This window comes from Microcoleus sp. CAWBG27, assembly GCF_020883145.1.
GTDB lineage: Bacteria > Cyanobacteriota > Cyanobacteriia > Cyanobacteriales > Microcoleaceae > Microcoleus.
Genome location: NZ_JAHREU010000024.1, coordinates 59,346 through 78,255, shown reverse-complemented (window position 1 = coordinate 78,255; position 18,910 = coordinate 59,346). Strand labels below are relative to the sequence as shown.

Genomic DNA, 18,910 nt, shown 5'->3' with positions numbered 1-18,910 from the left:
TCTGACAACCGCAAGCTAAACTAAAAGTATCCCCTCCTTACCAGAAAGAATTGGTTGAAAGCCCAAATCGCGATCGGGATAAATTAAAATCAGACTATTCATTACTCCAATCCTCGGACTTAAGGGTAAAGGTAGCTGTCAACTGTCAACTGTCAACTGTCAACTGTTGAAACCCCAATTTAGCTATGCCTAGATGGTTCAATACCGCTGGCCCCTGCCGCGCTGATATCCACTATATGCTGTCTGCAACCAGTCGAATCCCCAACCTAGAAAGACTGATTGCCCAGGAAAACTATTTCGTCATCCACGCACCCCGACAAATCGGCAAAACCACTGCCATGTTGTCCTTAGCCAAAAAACTCACCGAAAGCGGACAATATACCGCTGTCATGCTGTCAGTTGAAGTAGGCGCACCTTTCAGTCAAGATATTCCTGGCGCAGAAAATGCTATTCTCGGCGCTTGGCGAAATAATATTGCTTTTCGCCTTCCAGGGGAACTTCAACCTCCAGATTGGACAAGCATCGAGTCGGGACAAAAAATTAGGGCAGCTTTGCAACTGTGGGCACAGTCTTCTCCCCGTCCTTTAGTTATTTTGATTGACGAAATTGACGCATTACAAGACCAAGCTTTAATTTCTATTCTACGTCAATTACGCGATGGTTATCCCAATCGTCCAAACGCTTTTCCTCAATCAGTTGGTTTAGTAGGTTTGCGAGATGTCAGAGATTATAAAGTGGCGGCAGGCGGCAGTGACAGGCTTAATACTTCTAGTCCATTTAATATTAAAGTTCGTTCCCTCACTATGCGGAATTTCAATGCTGCTGAAGTGGTCGAACTCTACAATCAACATACAGAAGATACCGGACAAGTTTTTACTCCAGAAGCCGCAGCTTTAGCCTTTGAACTCACTCAGGGACAACCTTGGTTAGTCAATGCGTTAGCTAAAGAAATAGTAGAAGAGTTAGTCACTGATGAATCAATAGAAATTATAGCCGAAGATATTTTAACCGCTAAAGAGATTCTGATTAAACGACAAGATACGCATTTAGATAGCTTAGCAGAAAAACTCCGAGAAAACCGAGTCAAAGCCATTATCGAGCCGATTTTAGCCGGACGAGAATTGCCAGAGTCTTCCAATGACGATCGCCAATACTTGGTAGACTTGGGTTTACTCAGACGCGATCCGGCTGGGGGGCTAGTCATTGCCAATCCGATTTATCGAGAAGTGCTACCGCGAGTTTTAGCCCAAGGCCCCCAAGATAGTTTACCGATTATCAGTCCCAGTTGGTTGGGTGCCAACGGAGAATTAAACACAGATGCCCTTCTCAAGGCTTTTCTCGCTTTTTGGCTGCAACATGGCGAACCGTTGCTCAAAAGTGCATCTTATCCCGAAATTGCGCCACATTTGGTGTTGATGGCGTTTCTGCATCGGGTGATTAATGGTGGGGGAACGTTAGAGAGAGAATATGCGATTGGGCGCGATCGCATGGATCTGTGTTTGCGTTATGGTGAAGTCACATTGGGAATTGAATTGAAGGTTTGGCGGAATAGGAAAGTCGTTAGCGCAGCGACTCCGCAGGAGTATCCTTTGAGTAAAGGATTGGAACAGTTGGATGGGTATTTAGCGAGATTGGGACAAGATGAGGGTTGGTTGGTGATTTTCGATCGCAGAGACAATGCACTAGAATTGGAAGAACGGCTGAAAACTGAAATTCATCTTAGTCCATTAGGGCGAGAGATTACAGTCATTCGGGCGTGATGATTTCTTCTGCAAGTTTAGAGAGTTATAAAATGTTCAAAAAACTTTATGGTAACAGAAAATTGTCTAAGCTTGCGAAAGGTATGTTGTTGGGCTTTAGCCCTCTTAGAGTAGTGATTATAGTGATTATATAGCAATACAGTTGACTTAGGAATGAGAATTAAATAACTTACAATTTGATGGTTTTTGTGGAATGGGCGGGAGAACCCGTCCTTTATGAACGGGATCTCCCGCCCATTCCACTTTGCTTGTATAAATTATTTAATTTGCGATCCTTCAGAAAAATCTGACTTGCCAAAAATGCCTGTATTGCCAGAAAATCGTCATATAAAATTATTCAAAAAGCGTTAAATAAACCGTATTGGATTATATAGTAAGCGAGGTCGCATCAAAAACTCCATTTACAATCATACCTCATGTTTATGATAAATGCTATAGCCTTTATCATAAAGGTGAGGCATGACTGATAGCTTATAGAACCTCTTAAATCCCGAGTGCTAAAGCCCAACAACGTACCTAATTTTATCGAACCAATGGCCTATTTAAAATTAGTCAACACCCCATAAATTGCCCAAATCGCCATCGCCCGCAAATAGTGACTCGCCCGAAAAGTCCCCCCCGCCGTAATCGCTTCCGGCGTGCGAAACTGCAACCCATTCTCATAAATCTGCTTCACCACCGCATCCGTCAACTTAAATGCCTTCTCCTCCATTCCCATCTGCACCAAAAAAGCCGCCAACCCAAAATTAATTCCTGTCCAAACTTCCAAGGGATGAGTCGCATTCGGATTTTCCGGCGAACCGTTCAGCATCACGCCATTTGCTGCACCGAACTCGCCATCATTGAACTTCAAAAAGCAAGATTCATACACTGTTTCTAAAGCGCTGACTGCACATTCAGACGGCACAATATCCGGCAATCCCAACAGTTTTGCGTAAAATTGACCGCACAATTGGTCGGCCATCACCACTTCGGAATTACTCTCGCTGTCCAAACGGTAATATTGACCGTTCCACAGTTTTTCTTGATAGCTAGGTCTTGCTTGTAACAGCCAACTGTGATATAATGCAATCTTCTCTTGCGGATTCGGAAGTATATCCGGTGCTGCATCTTCTAAGATTTCGCCGATCGCGATCGCACTTTCCAGCGCCGCCAACCACAAACCGCCACAATAGGCACTTATCCCCCGCATTTGCCAATCATCAAACGTCTGATCCGGCGCACCCGAATTCTCAGGAATGCCGTCTCCATCCTCATCAAAGGTTTTCAGATAAGCCAAAGCCTGAACAATTGCCGGCCAACACTCTTGTAAAAACTCACAATCCGTGCCACCCGTCAAGAGGAAATCCCGATAAACCTGCAACACAAAATCGCAAGGTAAATCCTTCCACAAATTGCAATCTTGATAGCTAGTATAATTCGTTTTTTCCCAAGGATGTTCGTTGGGAGCACCCAAATCGTGCGGCGTCGCACCGATAGATTTTCTAATCGCCGCAGCTTGATTCCAGCCAATAACTCTCGGCGTATCGTCACCCGCCGAAATTGCCCTAGCAAAGGCAATCATGACCGACTTTTCTAATTCAGGCCACAGCATCAATAAAGCAAAAGAACCGTAAAGCCGCACGTCCAAACTTTCGTACCAGCGGTAATCAATACACTCCAAAACCCCAAATTGACCTTTCGGATCGCGTTCATCCGCTGCACTCCAGAGACTACCGCCCTGAGTTAAAATGTACAACTCATTAAACAGCGCCATTTTAAAACTATCTGACAAATCAGTTCGTTCTAAAATCGGTTTTTGCCAAGCTTCAATACTTTCGCGCCAAGTATCCGAATGCTTCATCGCCGTGCGAATAATCGGCCAGACATTTTTGCCATTGCGCCCGAAGAAATCGGTATAACGGCGGTAGTAAGAAACTCCCGATGCAAATTCAGTAACGGGCAAATCCCAAGCTATGATAAAGGGGATTTTGCGAGTTTTCCCCGGTCGAATGGTAAACCTAACTGCGATCGCACAAGCTAACTGTTCCCCTGGGGCGGCGGCTGTCTCGTCTCTGTCATCCAACAAGAAACCTTGTTGAGAAAAGTGCTGCCAAATATCCTCGCCGTTTCCCGCCGGGTTCCAGCGAGTTTGATAGAATACTTCTACCGCCGGATTGGTAATAGTTGCGATCGCCCATTGTCCATCTCCTTCTTGTGGACTATCGTCAGCAGTCAACCGCGTCATCACGCAACCGAAACGGTGAAAATCTTCCACCAACAAATTCATATTTCCGCCACTTTCTCCCCACCGGGATTTATAGTCATAAAATGGACTGCCATCATCTCGCACCTTCACGGGAACCCCCCCGTACCCCCCCTTAGTAAGGGGGGGCTGGGGGGGTTCAGCATTGGTAAACCAGCCCACAATATTCTCCCAAGTTAGCATGATGCTGAGAGTAATGGGCGCATCTGTCGGATTGTGCGCTACCCATTCAAACATGGCAACTGGGTAACTGCTTTCTTGATAATTGTTCGGCAAAATTGGCGAAAATTGCTCGCAGCTTAATTGAGCTTCAAACACATTTTCGTAAACATACCAACTGCGCGGATACAAAGCATGATAAGTCCCCGAATTAAGCTTTTCTCTTATCCCTTCTTCCTTCTTCCTTCTTCCTTCTGAAGGATACCATTGCCAACTAGATAAACTGCCATCTGTAGGCGGTTCGGTGGACAGTGCAAAGGCTTGTTTTTTGCCTTTTGTTTCTTCAAATATGCTGAATTGACAAGCTGGTAAACTGCGAAAAATGTGCTCGCCGCCGTCGATGTGCCAAAGGTTGAAGTCGCCTCTGGACGATCGCCCGATGCAGCCTGCACCGAACCCGCCTAGGGGCATTCCGTGCCATGGCCCGTCGTCGAGATTGCTTGCGTAGCGGACTGTATAGGGATTATCCCAACCGAGGCCGATGGGACGTTTCCAGGTGTGCGGGGGGATGTTTGGGTTAAATGTGCGATCGTTCATGGTTTAATTTTGGTGGCAAGGGCGATCGGGCAAATTCCGGCAGAGCCTTAATAGTATATAACAGTTAGTTCTGTAGATATCGTAGGGTGCGTCGCCATCAGTCATCTACTTGAGAACCTGAAAAATCTGATAGCGACGCACCCTACAAGGATTCTCGTTACCGACAATATATCACCCAAGCTTAGATTGACAAACTCCGCAGGTATCGTTTAACATTTAATTAGATGCTAATTTAATGTTATCATTATGATTAACCTTTCAAAAGACATACATTCTCTCACCGATTTTAAACGTAATACGACTGAGTTTGTGCAGCGGCTCAAGCAAACAAAACATCCTTTAGTTCTAACTGTCAATGGGAAAGCAGAGTTAGTGATTCAGGATGCTGAATCCTATCAAAAACTTTTAGATGCGGTTGAGTTATTAGAGACTTTAAAGGGAATTAAACTGGGTTTGGAACAAATGGATCGAGGGGAAGGGCAAAAAGCGGAGGTTTTTTTCAATCAACTGTTTGATAAGTTAGATAGTTAGGCATGAATCAGATGAGGAAGGTAATAGCTGATGAAAGAGAATATCTGGATTAGTATTTTAGAAGTCAATAAATTGATGCGATCGCCTGATGAAGTTACAGCTTTTGAAAATGCTTTAGCCTCACTTGCCGATCGTCCTCAAGATGAAGATTTGCCAGATTTACATCTGATTTTAGACGATCGCTGCGAACAGCCAGAAGTCATGTTTGGTTTGATTCATTTTCTAGAATCTTTTGATGTGTCAGCCCAGATTCAAGCCTTTGTGACAGTTGTACCGCAATTAATGCTCGTTGCTTCGGAATGGACGAGAATTCTTCACAGCCACATTTTGAATGATGGTGATGCTTGTCGTTTGTATCGAGATACTTTGCATTCATTAAACTCCCAAGAACCTAATTTTGTTCGTCAATTGCTCGAAGAAAGCGCTAGTTACCATTTAAACAAGCGGGAGCCAAAATTAGAGTTAGCGAGGTAAGATCGATTATACAGGATTCCTGATAAACTCGACTTCTTGAAGCAGTCGGGTTTCTGGATGCGTAGTGCCAGCAGCTAAGCCCGCCTGTACGGAAGATTATTTTGCATCCCGAAAAAGTGCAAATCCTGATGTAGAAAATAACATCACTACTTCAAATATCGCCCATAATGGATGAAAGCCACCGTCAAGCCTATCTGCATATAATCTATTTGTTATTAAATTGTTCAAGCGAAGATGAAAGAACAAACATTTTGAATGCTAACTCTGAGTTGCTTGATGCTGAGTTAGTGCAAATGATGCTACAAGTTGCTGACTATCTGGCACAGCGAGGGGATGAGAATAACGCTACTTGGTTGCGAAATGGGGCTTCCCATTTGAGTGAGTACATCGCCAACTCTTCAGCAACATCAGAAGTGTATTTCAACTTCTTGATGGAGGTATTGGAGAGAACAGCAGAAAGTAACGGTGAAGCGCAACAGGTGTACGCGCTGTTGCAAGACAACTTAGATAAACTGAATGATGCTTTTTCCTGTTTGTTGCGAGATTGGTCAATGGCGACACTATCAGAGATTGAATCAGAAGAAACACAATCGATGGCCAAAGTTATTTTCAGTTTGAGCTACTTGATTTACGAGTTCCCTCTAGGAAGTATAGCCAGCAATTTGGAGATTGCACGCACAGGTTACGAAATTGCTGCTACCATCTTTACCGGCTCAGCATTACCCCAAGATTGGGCAGCGACTCAAAATAATCTGGCTCTTGTCTACTCTAACAGAATCAAAGGAGATAAATCCGAGAATTTAGAAATGGCAATTCGCTATTACCAAGCTGCACTTGAAGTTCTGAGCCGTTCAGATTTTTCTCATGATTGGGCAATGACTCAAAACAATCTTGCTAATGCCTACTATCAGAGAATCAAAGGAGATAAATCCGAGAATTTAGAAGCAGCTATTCGCTATTACCAAGCCGCACTCGAAGTTTTCACCTGCTCAGCTTTTCCCCAAGATTGGGCAACAACTCAAAATAATCTTGCTGCTGCCTACTCTGGCAGAATTAAAGGAGATAAAGCCGAGAATTTAAAAGCAGCAATTCGCCATTACGAAGCTGCACTTGAAGTTTTCACCCGCGAAGACTTTCCCCAAGATTGGGCGACTACTCAAAATAATCTGGCTCTTGCTTACTCTAAGAGAGTAAAAGGAGATAAAGGCGAAAATTTAGAAGCAGCAATTCGGTATTACCAAGCTGCACTTGAAGTTTTTACCCGCTCAGCTTTTCCCCAAGATTGGGCAATGACTCAAAATAATCTGGCTAATGCCTACTTATACAGAATAAAAGGAGATAATGCTGAGAATTTAGAAGAGGCAATTCGCTATTGCCAAGCCGCACTTGAAATCCTCAGCGACAAAGCATTTCCCCAAGATTTGGCAGTCACTGAAAATAGTCTGGCTCTTGCCTACTCTAACAATAGCCTGGCTCTTGCCTACTCTAAGAGAATCAAAGGAGATAAAACCGAGAATTTAGAAGCAGCAATTCGCTATTGCGAAGCTGCGCTTGAAGTTCTCAACCGCTCAGTTTTTCCCCAAAATTGGGCAGCCACTCAACATAATCTAGCTCTTGCCTACTTTGACAGAATCAAAGGAGATAAAGCCGAGAATTTAGAAGCAGCAATTTGCTATTACCAAGCTGCACTTGAAGTTCGCACCTGCTCAGCTTTTCCCCAAGATTGCGCTCAGACTTTATTTAACCTTGGGCTTGCTTACAAAGAAAACAACCAAAAGTATCTTGCATATCATGCTTTTGCTGATGCTATAGAAATAGTAGAATTACTGCGAGAAGAGATTGTCTCCGGGGAGGAATTCAAGCAAAAACTAGCTGAGGAACATAACCAAATCTATCAATATATGGTAGAAGTCTGCCTAGAGATGGGCAATTACACCGCAGCGACAGAATACGCCGAACGCAGCAAAACCCGCAACCTAGTTGAACAAATCCTCACCCGTGATTTACATAACATTTTCCCTCCAGAATCTGTCAAAGAACTAGAAAGACTCCGAGACCAAATCGCTAGTTATCAGAACCTAATCCAGACTGGTAAAACCGATAACCCAGAAACTATAGCGCTACATCTTGTGCAGTTACGACAGCAGCGCAACTACTTACAAAACCGATACCTCCCCATCGGTTCTAGCTTCAAGTTTGACCACTTTCAGGCAACTTTAGATGACCACACGGCAATTATCGAGTGGTATATCACTGGTGAGAGCTTCCACACATTTATCTTTACCCGCCACAGCCCCCAACCCTTCGTTTTGTCTGCCACAGCCGATGATCGAAATGCTTTGGTATATTGGGCTAATGCTTATATAGATGATTACTACGAGCAAAAAGACAACTGGCTGACTCAGCTAACTCCGCGACTCAAGGAATTAGCAAAGATATTGCTCTTGGATGAGATTCTCTCCCATCTTCCCAAAGATTGTCAGCAGCTAATCCTCATCCCTCATCTTGCCTTACATCTGTTACCACTTCATGCTTTACCAGTCGGTGAATTGTGCCTCCTTGACCTTTTTCCCAATGGTGTCAGCTATGCACCCAGTTGTCAGCTATTATTACAAGCACAGAAACGAAAACGCCCCGACTTTACCCACCTGTTTGCCATCCAAAATCCTACTAAAGACCGTCCCTATGTCGATTTGGGAGTTGAAGCTATCCGTCCTTATTTTCAGCCTAATGACTATGTTCTCCCTGGAGAGCAAGCAATCAAAGCTAACCTCATTCAATCAGAAAAACTACGCTCTGCCCATTGCTTCCACTTCTTCGGTCATGCTACATTTAACTTTGAAAAATCAGCTCTAATTTTGGCGGATGGACACCTGACGCTGGGAGAAATCTTTGCTCTAGACTTAAATCAATGTCGCCTAGTTATCCTCTCGGCTTGTGAAACTGGGATGACAGATTTTAACAGCATCAGCGATGAGTATATCGGTTTGCCAAGTGGTTTCCTGTTTGCAGGTAGTCCCAGCGTCGTCAGTACCCTTTGGGAGGTAGATCAACTGTCTGCTGCTTTTCTGATGATTGAGTTTTATGAAAACCTCAGAAAATATAAACAGTTAGAAGAGGGAGATATTGCGATCGCCCTCAATCTATCACAGAAGCGGCTGCGAGATTTAACTGTTGACGAATTTAAAAAACGCCTGGTTCAATACAAGCCTCTAATTGATGAAATCCTTAGTAAACTACCAAAAGTAGAGCGTAGGAAAGCTGAGGCATCAATAACATATCGCCTATCTCAAGCATATCCTTTTGCTCACCCTTCCGATTGGGCAGCCTTCACAGCTACAGGAATCTAAGCTTCAGACTCAGACGACTCGCAAAACTTATCAACAGCTATTTTAGTCACGTTGATAGCAACTAACGTTGCTAAATTACCAGGAAACGGCATAAAATCTCTCAAATCCTTGAATAATTCCAGTACATCACCTGTGTATTTGCTACAGATAACTTCCCGCGCTTTCTCGGTTAACTCGTCTAAATAACTTTGGCCTGACTTTGCCAGAGTGGATTTTGTGTCTCCAGACTCAAGTGCTAACACTTCTGCTGCATCTTCTAAACTGTTATCGCAAGCTTCTACTTCGTCAAGCGCAGCTAGAGCATCTGGATAATCGGCTAATTGAGAGCGATATTGTGCAATTTCTTCTGATGTAAGTACGGTCATTTAAGCCTGACTCCGTAAAATGTGATTAATGCTTTTTACTTTCACTCATCCGACAGCCTCAGCCGGATGTTTTCCAGTTTATCATATTCCCAAAGACATATTCATTCCCAGGACTTACCCACTCATACCAAAGAAACCGGGTTTTTATGAGTTTCTGCGTGTTGTGACGAAGTTTTATCGAAAAAACCCGGTTTCTGAATACCCGCACGTCAATCCTATATATAGTTTGACACCCCACTTTATCGGGGCAGAATATCATCTAAGCGAAGTTGCAAGCTTTTTAACAGAGGAGAAATAACTGGTTCACCTAGGCGAAACTGTTGCTGAACATAATCTTGGTCAATCAGTTGACAAACGGTGATAGTAGGTTGTTTTGGTTTACCGATAAAAGCCACGCCTCCTAATCCACGATAATCAACTATCCAATATTCTGGAATTCCTAAAAGAGCGTATTCTTCAACTTTTCGAGCATAATCTGTTTCCCAGTTAGTGCTGACGACTTCTACTGCCAATTTAATGGTTCGCCCGAGCGTGATTACAGGTTCTCTTTCCCAGAGGGGTTCGCTGACAAGGGCGGCTTCATCTAACACTACAATATCGGGACGGCGGGCAGTAGCTGCGTCGGAAAATGGACGGATTAAACAAGTCCGGGGAATAAACCAAGGTAGTTTTTCTGCTGCGATCGCAATTACTATTTGAGCTACCAATTTGCCGCTGACGGTTTCGTGGGGGCCTGTGGGTGACCTGTCAACTAATTCTCCGTCAGCAAGTTCGTAGCGGGGGTTGTTACAGTATCGATCGACAAATGTTTCAAAGGTGAGGATTTTTTGCGCGGTGTAAGTCATTATAAATCAATACTTTTTTGCTTGATTTTAATTACAATAGTTTAGCATTCTTCTCGAATAAAACTAACCCGGAGATCCCCCCTAGCCCCCCTTAATAAGGGGGGGACAAGAAATATTCTCAAAGTCCCCCTTCTTAAGGGGGATTTAGGGGGATCTAGACTTCGATAAAAACGAGAGAGACAGAGGGTTTCAGTTTTAAGTTGACATGAATGTTGAAAATCTCATTCATTCACCTCAGCAAATCCCAAATCAGAACCTTTTCCCGCGTGCACCAAAGCCAACTTTTCGTAACGCTTGGCGTGTTCCACCAACTCCGCAGATTCTTCTTCAGACAAGTCTCGCAGCCGCTTGGCAGGCACTCCCGCAACCAGCGTGTGAGGGGGAACGTCCTTCGTGACAACCGCCCCTGCACCGACGATCGCGCCTGTACCCACTCTCACTCCGTCCAGGACGATCGCCCCAATCCCGATCAAACAGCCCCGTTCAATGTAAGCTGAATGAATCACCGCTCGGTGTCCGACTGTCACAAAATCTTCTAAAATAGTCGGTTTCCCCGGATCGCCGTGCAGAATTGCTCCATCTTGGATATTGGTACTTTTGCCGATCGCAATTCGTTCTACATCCCCCCGCACCACCGCCCCGTACCAGATACTCGCGCCCGCAGCCACCTCTACCCTGCCGATGACAACAGCGCCTTTCGCTACAAAAGCAGCTTGGGAGAGATCCGGTGCAGGCCAATAGGCAGGAAGTGCAGGCAGAGGTTCGTTGAGATTGCTCATCTTTTTGGTCGATCGTGATACTTCTAGCAGATTAGCTGGTTGTTGATACGGGATATAATAAGACTATTTGCCACTTTTGCAGATAAATATGTTGGGACGCCATAAATGATTGAAGTTGCCTTGCAATACCCGATGTTTGGCCCGGAAATTCAGTGTCCCCACTGTCGCCAAACAATTCCGGCTTTAACACTCACGGATACCTATTTGTGTCCGCGTCACGGGGCATTTGAGGCAGATCCAAAAACGGGGGAACTCGTTCACCTTCAGTCTGGGCGACATTGGCGCCGCTGGGAGGATGAATGGTATCGCCAGCACACTCACCCGGACGGAATTCGGTTTGAAATTCACGAAGCGCTCGATCGACTTTATACTCAAGGGTACCGAGCAACTCGCGTCATCGTTGCCCAACGTTATCGAGACTTAATCAGCGCTTATTTGGAACGCAGCACGCCTTGGCGGGGCCAGCCGGACTCGCCACGCCCCCGGCTGTACGGTTTACCTGTGGATTTTAGCCCCGATCCTCAAGAGGAACCTTGCTGGGAAGTGATTAATTTTGATTTGGAAAAAGAGCCGGGAGTTCCAATTAGATATCCCTATTTTCGGTTGTTTGAATAGTTATTAGTTATTTGTTAGTGGTTATTAGTTATTGGTTATTAGTTTATTAGTAGGTAACAACTAACAAGTAACAATTAACAAGTAACAATTAACAAGTAACAATTAACAAAATCAAATGCACCACGCCTCCATTCGCACTGCTAACATTCACCGGGCGATCGCCTTTTACGAACAGTTGGGATTTACTGTGAGCGATCGCTTTACCACAGGTTACACCCTAGCCTGCTGGATGGAAGGTCTCAACGGACGCATCGAACTAATCCAAATCCCGGAACCAAAACCCGCACCGGATGCTTTCGGAGACGAGCATTATGTTGGATATTATCATTTATCTTTCGATTTAACTGAGGCGACAACTGATTTGCCGAGTTGGTTGGAGTCTCTCAAACAGCGGTTTGAGGAAGCAGCTAAAGAGCAACCAAACCAGTTTCAAGCTTTGAAAGTTTTATTAGAACCGACTCAACAGGCGATCGGGCAAAATGTTTATGAAGTAGCTTTTATTGCTGATACCGACGGTTTGCCCTTAGAGTTTATCCGGCGTCTTAATTCTATCAATTCTGAAAAGTAGGAAAACGGGATTGCTGTGTCCGCCCCAGGAGTTAGGACTTTTAACTTTGTTTGATAGCGCCAGTCAATCGTAGATATTAGATGCAACACAGCACGAGCCAATAAGATCGTGTCCTGTCAATTAGCATAAAAAAAACCGTTCGTAGTGCGGACTTCAGTCCGCTCTTAGGAATTAAAAGAAATAACTTGTACAATTAAATCCCAGAAGCCTTGATTCTAGCTAAACTATTCCGACCTTAGTCACCTTATTTATTTTTCATTCCTTGGGCTGCGGACTGAAGTCCGCACTACGAACCAATCTTGCTGCATAGCGGACTGAAGTCCGCACTACGAACCAATCTTGCTGCATAGCGGACTGAAGTCCTCACTACGAACCAATCTTGCTGCATAGCGGACTGAAGTCCTCACTACGAACCAATCTTGCTGCAATAATATCAATTCCTGTCAATTAGCATAACAAAAACCGTTCGTAGTGCGGACTTCAGTCCGCAGCCGTATAGCGGACTGAAGTCCGCACTACGAACCAATCTTGCTGCGATTAATTGATGCAATCAATTCTTGACAAAACAAAACCCGCTGGTGCGGGTTTCATCTTAAAGCTGATTGTTATTGTCTGACGGTTTCAACTACTTTTTAGGAACAAGAGCTTCATTACCAGTAGGGCGAGTTGACGCAGCGCTAGTTTTCAAAAGTGCGATCGCCTGCGCGTAGCAAGGATCGTCCTTAGTCGCAACCAACGTCGGTTTATTAGCTAATTTCAGCTTTTGTTCGTCGCTAACTTCCACCTTGACATCGGGAGTAACGCCCTTGTGGCTGATATCCGTACCGTTGGGGGTATAGTAGTGAGCGATCGTCACCGCCAATCCCGAACCGTCAGACAAAGGATGCGTAGACTGCACCAAAGCTTTGCCAAAAGTTTGGCCGCCCATCACAGTGGCCCGCTTGTTGTCCTTCAGCGCACCGGCCAAAATCTCGCTGGCGCTGGCCGAGTTGTTGTCTACCAGTACCACCAAAGGCTTGTTAGTGATTGCAGTGCGGTTGGCCCGCATTTCCTGAGAATCTCCCGCACGATAGACTGTACGGACGATCGCCCCAGAATCCATCCACATCTGCGCGATATCAATGCTCACCGACAGCAACCCGCCGGGATTACCCCGCAAATCCAACACAAAAGCGTCAGCTTTCTGCTCCGAGAGGTTTTTAATCGCCCGCTGCATTTGTTCGCCCGCGTGGGAGCTAAACTCTTGCAAGCGGATATAACCGACATTCTTGTCAGCTTCCTTCTTGAGACTGTAGCGAACCGCTGCTACCTCAATTTTCGCCCTAGTCAGAGTAATATCAAACTCGCTTTTGCCCTGACGAGCAATCCGCAGGGTGACTTTCGTGCCTTCGGCGCCCCGAATTACCTGAGCCGCATCCGCGACAGTCATACCTTTGGTAAGTTTGCCATCAATCACCAAAATCCTATCGCCAGCTTGAATCCCCGCCTTCATGGCTGGGGAATTTTCCATCGGCTCAACTACCGTGATCGCTTTCGTTTTCTCGTCTTCTTCGAGCCTCATCCCCACCCCTGTCAGTTCACCAGAGATTTGACTCTTCAGCGCTTCGTACTGTTTCGGATCCATGAAGCGCGTGTAGGGGTCTTTTAATTTCTCTAGGGCATTGCGGAGGGCAGTGTAGGCCGCTTCGCGAGAAGTATAATTTTTGCTGAGCAATTCTTGGCGGGTGACTTGCCAGTCAGTCTTGTTAAAGGTTGGATCGACATAATCTCGGTTCACAATTTGCCAAGCTTCGTCTAAGACAGCTTTGGGGCTATCTTGAAGTTCGGCGCGGACTGACTGACTCAGACTGGGAACGAGTAAAGATATCGAAGCGGTTGTCGCCATCGCCCCAGTGAACAGGGCTGCCTGTAACTTAGAAAAGCGTCTGCGGGCTTGATTCATTGAATTTTGGCTCAATTCGATTTTTGATTTTTGATTGGAGATTTAAAATTGCTAAAAAATCTCAAACTACCACTTAAACTATGTTGTGGAGGCCATAGCATCCCTTTTGACAGTTTAACCAGCTTTATAGTCGATCGCCAACCAATCATTACTGTATTTTAATAAACTTAATTTAAAACTTGGATTTTAATGTCTCATGGAAACTAAAATCGAAAATTTTTCCCGTAAGTGGTTGAGCCTGCTCGTTAATGGAGTTATCGGTGCAGCAGCGCTGGCTGGAGTCATTACCATGCAGTCGATCGGGCAATTAGGCGGAATGACCTCAGTTGGCGTTGAGGAGCAAAAGTCGCCCTCTGCAATATCTGCTGCTAGTTTCAAGCAAGCCGCCCAGCAAGAAGTCCAGCAAGAAGCCCTGCGGCTGAAAATGCTCAAAAATCTCCCTAGTTTTGGGTTTGACAATTTAATTGCAGATTGGACATTTCTCAAATTTTTGCAGTATTTTGGCGATGACGAAGCCCGAAATGTGACCGGCTACAATCTCAGCCAAGATTATTTTGACATAGTTACCCAGCGCGACCCCAGGTGGGCTGACATCTACCTATTTCTCTCCACAGCCGTTTCTTTTTATCAAGGAAAACCTGAAACTGCTGTTAAGTTCATCGAGCGGGGTACTAACGCCTTGTCGCCGCAAATTCATCCCCAAGCGTGGATAGTGTGGCGAACAAAAGGTATTGATGAGTTACTGCTGTTGGGAGACATTCCCGAGTCAATTCGCTCTCACGAAATGGCTGCTGATTGGGTGGAAAAAACCCCGAATGAGTCAAAATTGGCGCCGGTTTTTCGAGCAACTGCTGAGTTTTTGCGCCGAGATCCAGATAGCGTGCCGGTGCGGTTTAATGCTTGGAGTACGGTTTATTATCAAACAACTGATAAGTTGGTTCGTCAAAGAGCAAAACAAGCTCTTGTCAAGTTGGGAGCTCGGGTGCAAAAAGATCGGGATGGAAAGGAAAGTTTTATTTTACCTCCGAGAAATTAGGGTGCGCGATGCACGCTCCTGATGCTGTTCTGTGCAAATTTTAACTACCAGCCGGGAAGTCTAAGGGTATATTCAGAGGGGATAAATCTCAATTGCTGCGCTCAGTACCCCGTCGGGAATTACCGCGCTTGATGAAAGGCTCGTCGAATGGAGGAACGGAAGCCGACAATTAGACATTGCGAGTACCTTTAATTTTGATGTACTTTCTCAACATTAAATCAAAAGAAATGGTACATTAAGGTAGGTCGAAAAAAAACAAGTTAAAAATGCAACTCACTTACAAATACCGCCTTAAACCCACCAAAGCCCAACTAATGACGATTGTGGCTCACTTAGAACTCTGTCGCCGACAATATAACTACCGACTCGGCGAAAGATTCAGATGGTGGGAATCTACGAGAACGCCCATTAATTCCTGTCCATTAGTTGTTTCAATAGTCCCTCTTGAGGAGATTTACAGAAGTATTCCTTTAACCAGAGTGCAGACTAGAGATGGCAGGAAGAAGGATGAATCAGGAAATCCTTTGACAAAAAAAGGTGATGTTTTCTCGAACATTGAAGGCGGATATGTACAGTGGCAGGCAATACAACTTGCTGACTTGAAAAACACTAAAAAACTGTTTTCCGACTACAAAGCGTTGGATTCACAGGTTTTGCAAGATGTCGTCAACAGAGTTGAAACTGCTTTTTCAAACTTTACCACGCCCGACAAAAACGGCAATCGTAGAGGCAAGCCCAAATTCAAGGGATTCCACTACTACAAGTCCTTCACTTATCCTCAATTAGACAACTTAGATATCATCAAGGATGAGCAAGATAGGATTTGTATTAGCCTTGCTAAAATAGGTCAAGTACCTATGGTTTTCCACCGACCAATACCAACAGGATTCAAGGTCAAGACGGGTACAGTCATCAGAAAAGCGGATGGGTGGTACATTTCCCTGACGCTAGAAGATAAGAGAGTCCCCATAACGGTTGCAGCAATTCAACCGACCGAAGAAAATACCGTGGGTATCGACCTGGGAATTACTAATTACGTTTACCTTTCCAAGGTTGAAAGGATTGAAAATCCTAGATTATTGAGAAAATCGGCTCAGAAGTTAGCAAGACTTCAAGCGAAGTTAGCGAATAAAGTTAAGGGTTTTAAGCCTTGGAGAATCATCAAGGACAAGATTTCCAAGCTCCATCAGTTTGTAGCTAGAGCTAGATTAGATTTTCAATTTAAAACGGCACATGAGCTATTCAGCAAGTGTGATGTTTTAGTTGTTGAAGACTTGAGCGTCAAAAATCTCACTAGACGTGCCAAGCCCAAGGCTGATGTTGAAAATGGTAATTTGGTTTATTTGCCGAACGGTCAGTCAGCCAAAAGTGGTTTGAATAAATCCATGCTTGATGCTGCTCATGGGCAATTCGCTAGCGTCCTGAAATATGTCGCCTGGAAATTAGGTAAAAACGTTTTGTTTGTTGACCCAAAGGGAACTTCTCAACATTGTTGGAACTGTCTCAACAAAGTTCCAAAAGAATTATCGGAGCGGTGGCATTCTTGTCAGTGCGGAGAATTTTTGGCTCGGGATGAAAACTCAGCTAAACTTATCAAGAAGATTGGTCTGAGTTGCGAAAGTGGCGGGGGAACTCCGTCACTCAAAAAAGCCTTTGCAAAAAAGGAAAAAGAAGCCTGCGGTCTAACGGTACTCCGTTGACCGTCAGGTTAGTTCACAATAGTTTGATTTCTGTTGGAGTTATTTCGCGCCATTCACCGGGTTTGAGCCCTTCTAGACGCAAATGCCCGATCGCACTTCTCACCAGCCGCAGCGTCGGAAACCCCACTGCTGCCGTCATCCGGCGCACTTGGCGGTTGCGCCCTTCTGTAAGAGTCATTTCCAGCCAAGCTGTGGGAATGTGTTTGCGAAATCGAATCGGGGGTTCGCGGGGCGGTAATTGAGGTTCTGCGGACAATAATTGCACTTTTGCCGATCGAGTCCGATAATCTTGAATTGTGACACCAGTTTCTAAACGGGCGATCGCGCCTGCATCAGGAATCCCTTCCACCTGCACCAAGTAAGTGCGGGGATGAGCGAATTTTGGATCGCTGAGGCGGTGCTGCATTTGTCCGTCATCGGTTAACAGTAGCAAACCTTCACTATCGCGATCGAGCCTCCCGACCGCATAAACATCAGGAATCGGAATATAATCTTTCAGGGTTCTGCGCTTAGCTTCCCCTGAATTATCAGTGAATTGAGTTAAAACATCGTAAGGTTTGTAAAATAAAATGTAACGATAAGGCATAACCACTTAAAAAATAAAAATGTACCAACTGAAACAATATAACTCCCCCAAAAAATACACTTTTTCTTTCTCCTTTCTCCCTCTGCGCCCTCTGTGGCCTCTGCGGTTCATAAAAAAATAAATATTGTCAACCAACGATTCAAACCTGCCATAAAATCTTCAGCCTGTAAGAGCCTCACCAATCTAAACTACCCAATTTTACCATGCCCAAAACCATTCACCGCATTTGCATCGTTCTAGGAACGCGCCCCGAAGCAATCAAACTAGCCCCAGTAATTCAACTGTTCAAAAAATCGCCCAACTTTGACACCCAAGTAATTTTAACCGGTCAGCACCGAGAAATGGTCGAGCAAGTGATGCAAATGTTCGACCTCAAAGCCGATCGAGATTTAGCAATTATGCAGCACCAGCAAAGCTTGACGGATATCACTTCCCGGAGTTTGCATGGTTTGGAAGCGTTGTTTAAAGAGTTGCAGCCCGACATCGTCTTAGTACAGGGCGACACAACGACAGCCTTTGCCGCAGCCTTGGCTGCATTCTACCAAAAAATACCAGTAGGTCACGTAGAAGCCGGATTGCGGACTGACGATATGTTCAATCCCTATCCCGAAGAAGCTAACCGGCGGTTGATTTCGCAGCTCACACGGCTGCATTTTGCCCCAACAGCGCTGGCTGCGGAGAATTTAGTGCGATCGGGCGTTTTGGGAGAAATTCACCGTACAGGCAACACAGTAATCGACGCCTTGCTATCAGTCGCCAAACGCGAACCCGAATGCAACATTCCCAACTTAGATTGGAGCCAACATCGCACCATTTTAGCAACAGTCCACCGCCGCGAAAATTGGGGCAAACCATTAGCAGGAATTGCGCGGGCATTCATCCAAATTTTAGATAAATTTCCCGACACAGCCTTGCTCTTACCACTACACCGAAATCCCACAGTGAGGGAACCATTAAAAGCACTTTTAGGCGACCATTCGAGAATCTTTTTAACAGAACCATTAGATTACGCAGAATTAGTAGGAGCGATGCAGAGAAGTCATTTAATCTTGACAGATTCAGGCGGATTGCAAGAAGAAGCACCGAGTTTGGGCAAGCCTGTTTTAGTATTGCGAGAAACCACAGAAAGGCCAGAAGCAGTTTCCGCAGGCACTGCTAAACTTGTCGGTACAAATTCTGATACAATTACAGCAGAAGCCGCAGAATTGCTGAGTGATTCTAAAGCTTACGACGCGATGGCAATGGCAATCAATCCCTTTGGCGACGGTTTAGCCTCCTCTAGAATTTTGAAAATAGTTGCAGACTACTTTTCTGAGTAAAGATTAATCCTAAAATAGGTTTGTAGTGAGGACTTTAGT

15 protein-coding genes are annotated in these 18,910 nt (G+C 45.0%); 9 read left to right on the top strand and 6 right to left on the bottom strand.

The genetic code is table 11. From position 1 onward, the window contains the following. Nucleotides 1-185 precede the first annotated feature (185 nt). Nucleotides 186-1,760: an ATP-binding protein gene (locus tag QZ938_RS15570; RefSeq protein WP_293354361.1), complete on the top strand. Its 1,575-nt coding sequence runs from the start codon at nucleotides 186-188 to the stop codon at nucleotides 1,758-1,760. A 538-nt stretch (nucleotides 1,761-2,298) separates the two neighbouring features. On the opposite strand, the gene QZ938_RS15565 is transcribed toward QZ938_RS15570, so the two are convergent. Beyond that, a complete protein-coding gene (locus tag QZ938_RS15565; RefSeq protein WP_293354359.1) occupies nucleotides 2,299-4,761 on the bottom strand; it encodes a GH116 family glycosyl hydrolase in 2,463 nt (820 codons plus the stop codon). A 246-nt stretch (nucleotides 4,762-5,007) separates the two neighbouring features. On the opposite strand from QZ938_RS15565, the gene QZ938_RS15560 reads away from it, so the two are divergent. The 3 genes from QZ938_RS15560 to QZ938_RS15550 all read left to right on the top strand — a co-directional run bounded on the left by QZ938_RS15560 (nucleotide 5,008) and on the right by QZ938_RS15550 (nucleotide 9,116). After that, nucleotides 5,008-5,292, top strand: a complete 285-nt coding sequence (locus tag QZ938_RS15560; RefSeq protein ID WP_293147394.1) for a type II toxin-antitoxin system Phd/YefM family antitoxin — start codon at nucleotides 5,008-5,010, stop codon at nucleotides 5,290-5,292. Between the two features lie 30 nt (nucleotides 5,293-5,322). Next, nucleotides 5,323-5,766: an Imm30 family immunity protein gene (locus QZ938_RS15555; RefSeq protein ID WP_293354357.1), complete on the top strand. Its 444-nt coding sequence runs from the start codon at nucleotides 5,323-5,325 to the stop codon at nucleotides 5,764-5,766. Between the two features lie 251 nt (nucleotides 5,767-6,017). Then, entirely contained in the window at nucleotides 6,018-9,116 is a 3,099-nt protein-coding gene (locus QZ938_RS15550; RefSeq protein WP_293354355.1) for a CHAT domain-containing protein, read from the top strand. Here QZ938_RS15550 and QZ938_RS15545 read toward each other — a convergent pair. The 3 genes from QZ938_RS15545 to QZ938_RS15535 form a co-directional block, all read right to left on the bottom strand. After that, a complete protein-coding gene (locus QZ938_RS15545; protein WP_293147402.1) occupies nucleotides 9,113-9,481 on the bottom strand; it encodes a hypothetical protein in 369 nt (122 codons plus the stop codon). The genes QZ938_RS15550 and QZ938_RS15545 overlap by 4 nt on opposite strands. 239 nt (nucleotides 9,482-9,720) lie before the next feature. Beyond that, nucleotides 9,721-10,326, bottom strand: a complete 606-nt coding sequence (locus QZ938_RS15540) for a Uma2 family endonuclease (protein ID WP_293147404.1) — start codon at nucleotides 10,324-10,326, stop codon at nucleotides 9,721-9,723. 221 nt (nucleotides 10,327-10,547) lie between these two features. Then, a complete protein-coding gene (locus QZ938_RS15535) occupies nucleotides 10,548-11,105 on the bottom strand; it encodes a gamma carbonic anhydrase family protein (RefSeq protein ID WP_293354353.1) in 558 nt (185 codons plus the stop codon). Between the two features lie 105 nt (nucleotides 11,106-11,210). Between QZ938_RS15535 and QZ938_RS15530 the strand changes: the two genes are divergently transcribed. Together QZ938_RS15530 and QZ938_RS15525 are read left to right on the top strand one after the other, a co-directional pair. Continuing rightward, nucleotides 11,211-11,720, top strand: a complete 510-nt coding sequence (locus QZ938_RS15530) for a TIGR02652 family protein (protein ID WP_293178626.1) — start codon at nucleotides 11,211-11,213, stop codon at nucleotides 11,718-11,720. A 115-nt stretch (nucleotides 11,721-11,835) separates the two neighbouring features. Then, complete coding sequence (locus tag QZ938_RS15525; protein ID WP_293354351.1) at nucleotides 11,836-12,288, top strand: VOC family protein; 453 nt, start codon at nucleotides 11,836-11,838, stop codon at nucleotides 12,286-12,288. Nucleotides 12,289-12,913: 625 nt separating this feature from the next. On the opposite strand, the gene ctpB is transcribed toward QZ938_RS15525, so the two are convergent. Further along, complete coding sequence (gene ctpB, locus QZ938_RS15520; protein ID WP_293354349.1) at nucleotides 12,914-14,230, bottom strand: carboxyl-terminal processing protease CtpB; 1,317 nt, start codon at nucleotides 14,228-14,230, stop codon at nucleotides 12,914-12,916. A gap of 196 nt (nucleotides 14,231-14,426) precedes the next feature. On the opposite strand from ctpB, the gene QZ938_RS15515 reads away from it, so the two are divergent. Together QZ938_RS15515 and QZ938_RS15510 are read left to right on the top strand one after the other, a co-directional pair. Beyond that, on the top strand, nucleotides 14,427-15,266 hold the full coding sequence (locus tag QZ938_RS15515) for a hypothetical protein (protein ID WP_293334980.1): 840 nt from the start codon (nucleotides 14,427-14,429) through the stop codon (nucleotides 15,264-15,266). A 266-nt stretch (nucleotides 15,267-15,532) separates the two neighbouring features. Further along, nucleotides 15,533-16,966 carry a transposase gene (locus QZ938_RS15510; protein WP_293147418.1) on the top strand — a complete coding sequence of 478 codons (1,434 nt, stop codon included), beginning with the start codon at nucleotides 15,533-15,535 and terminating at the stop codon, nucleotides 16,964-16,966. A 13-nt stretch (nucleotides 16,967-16,979) separates the two neighbouring features. On the opposite strand, the gene QZ938_RS15505 is transcribed toward QZ938_RS15510, so the two are convergent. Continuing rightward, complete coding sequence (locus tag QZ938_RS15505; RefSeq protein ID WP_293147419.1) at nucleotides 16,980-17,552, bottom strand: pseudouridine synthase; 573 nt, start codon at nucleotides 17,550-17,552, stop codon at nucleotides 16,980-16,982. 203 nt (nucleotides 17,553-17,755) lie between these two features. On the opposite strand from QZ938_RS15505, the gene wecB reads away from it, so the two are divergent. Then, nucleotides 17,756-18,871 carry a non-hydrolyzing UDP-N-acetylglucosamine 2-epimerase gene (gene wecB, locus QZ938_RS15500; protein WP_293147421.1) on the top strand — a complete coding sequence of 372 codons (1,116 nt, stop codon included), beginning with the start codon at nucleotides 17,756-17,758 and terminating at the stop codon, nucleotides 18,869-18,871. The last annotated feature ends 39 nt before the right edge of the window (nucleotides 18,872-18,910 follow it).

Coding starts and splice junctions, on each gene's coding strand:
- QZ938_RS15570 (WP_293354361.1), top strand. CDS start 186: ATGCCTAGATGGTTCAATACCGCTGGCCCCTGCCGCGCTGATATCCAC.
- QZ938_RS15565 (WP_293354359.1), bottom strand. CDS start 4,761: ATGAACGATCGCACATTTAACCCAAACATCCCCCCGCACACCTGGAAA.
- QZ938_RS15560 (WP_293147394.1), top strand. CDS start 5,008: ATGATTAACCTTTCAAAAGACATACATTCTCTCACCGATTTTAAACGT.
- QZ938_RS15555 (WP_293354357.1), top strand. CDS start 5,323: ATGAAAGAGAATATCTGGATTAGTATTTTAGAAGTCAATAAATTGATG.
- QZ938_RS15545 (WP_293147402.1), bottom strand. CDS start 9,481: ATGACCGTACTTACATCAGAAGAAATTGCACAATATCGCTCTCAATTA.
- QZ938_RS15540 (WP_293147404.1), bottom strand. CDS start 10,326: ATGACTTACACCGCGCAAAAAATCCTCACCTTTGAAACATTTGTCGAT.
- QZ938_RS15535 (WP_293354353.1), bottom strand. CDS start 11,105: ATGAGCAATCTCAACGAACCTCTGCCTGCACTTCCTGCCTATTGGCCT.
- QZ938_RS15530 (WP_293178626.1), top strand. CDS start 11,211: ATGATTGAAGTTGCCTTGCAATACCCGATGTTTGGCCCGGAAATTCAG.
- QZ938_RS15525 (WP_293354351.1), top strand. CDS start 11,836: ATGCACCACGCCTCCATTCGCACTGCTAACATTCACCGGGCGATCGCC.
- ctpB (WP_293354349.1), bottom strand. CDS start 14,230: ATGAATCAAGCCCGCAGACGCTTTTCTAAGTTACAGGCAGCCCTGTTC.
- QZ938_RS15515 (WP_293334980.1), top strand. CDS start 14,427: ATGGAAACTAAAATCGAAAATTTTTCCCGTAAGTGGTTGAGCCTGCTC.
- QZ938_RS15510 (WP_293147418.1), top strand. CDS start 15,533: ATGCAACTCACTTACAAATACCGCCTTAAACCCACCAAAGCCCAACTA.
- QZ938_RS15505 (WP_293147419.1), bottom strand. CDS start 17,552: ATGCCTTATCGTTACATTTTATTTTACAAACCTTACGATGTTTTAACT.
- wecB (WP_293147421.1), top strand. CDS start 17,756: ATGCCCAAAACCATTCACCGCATTTGCATCGTTCTAGGAACGCGCCCC.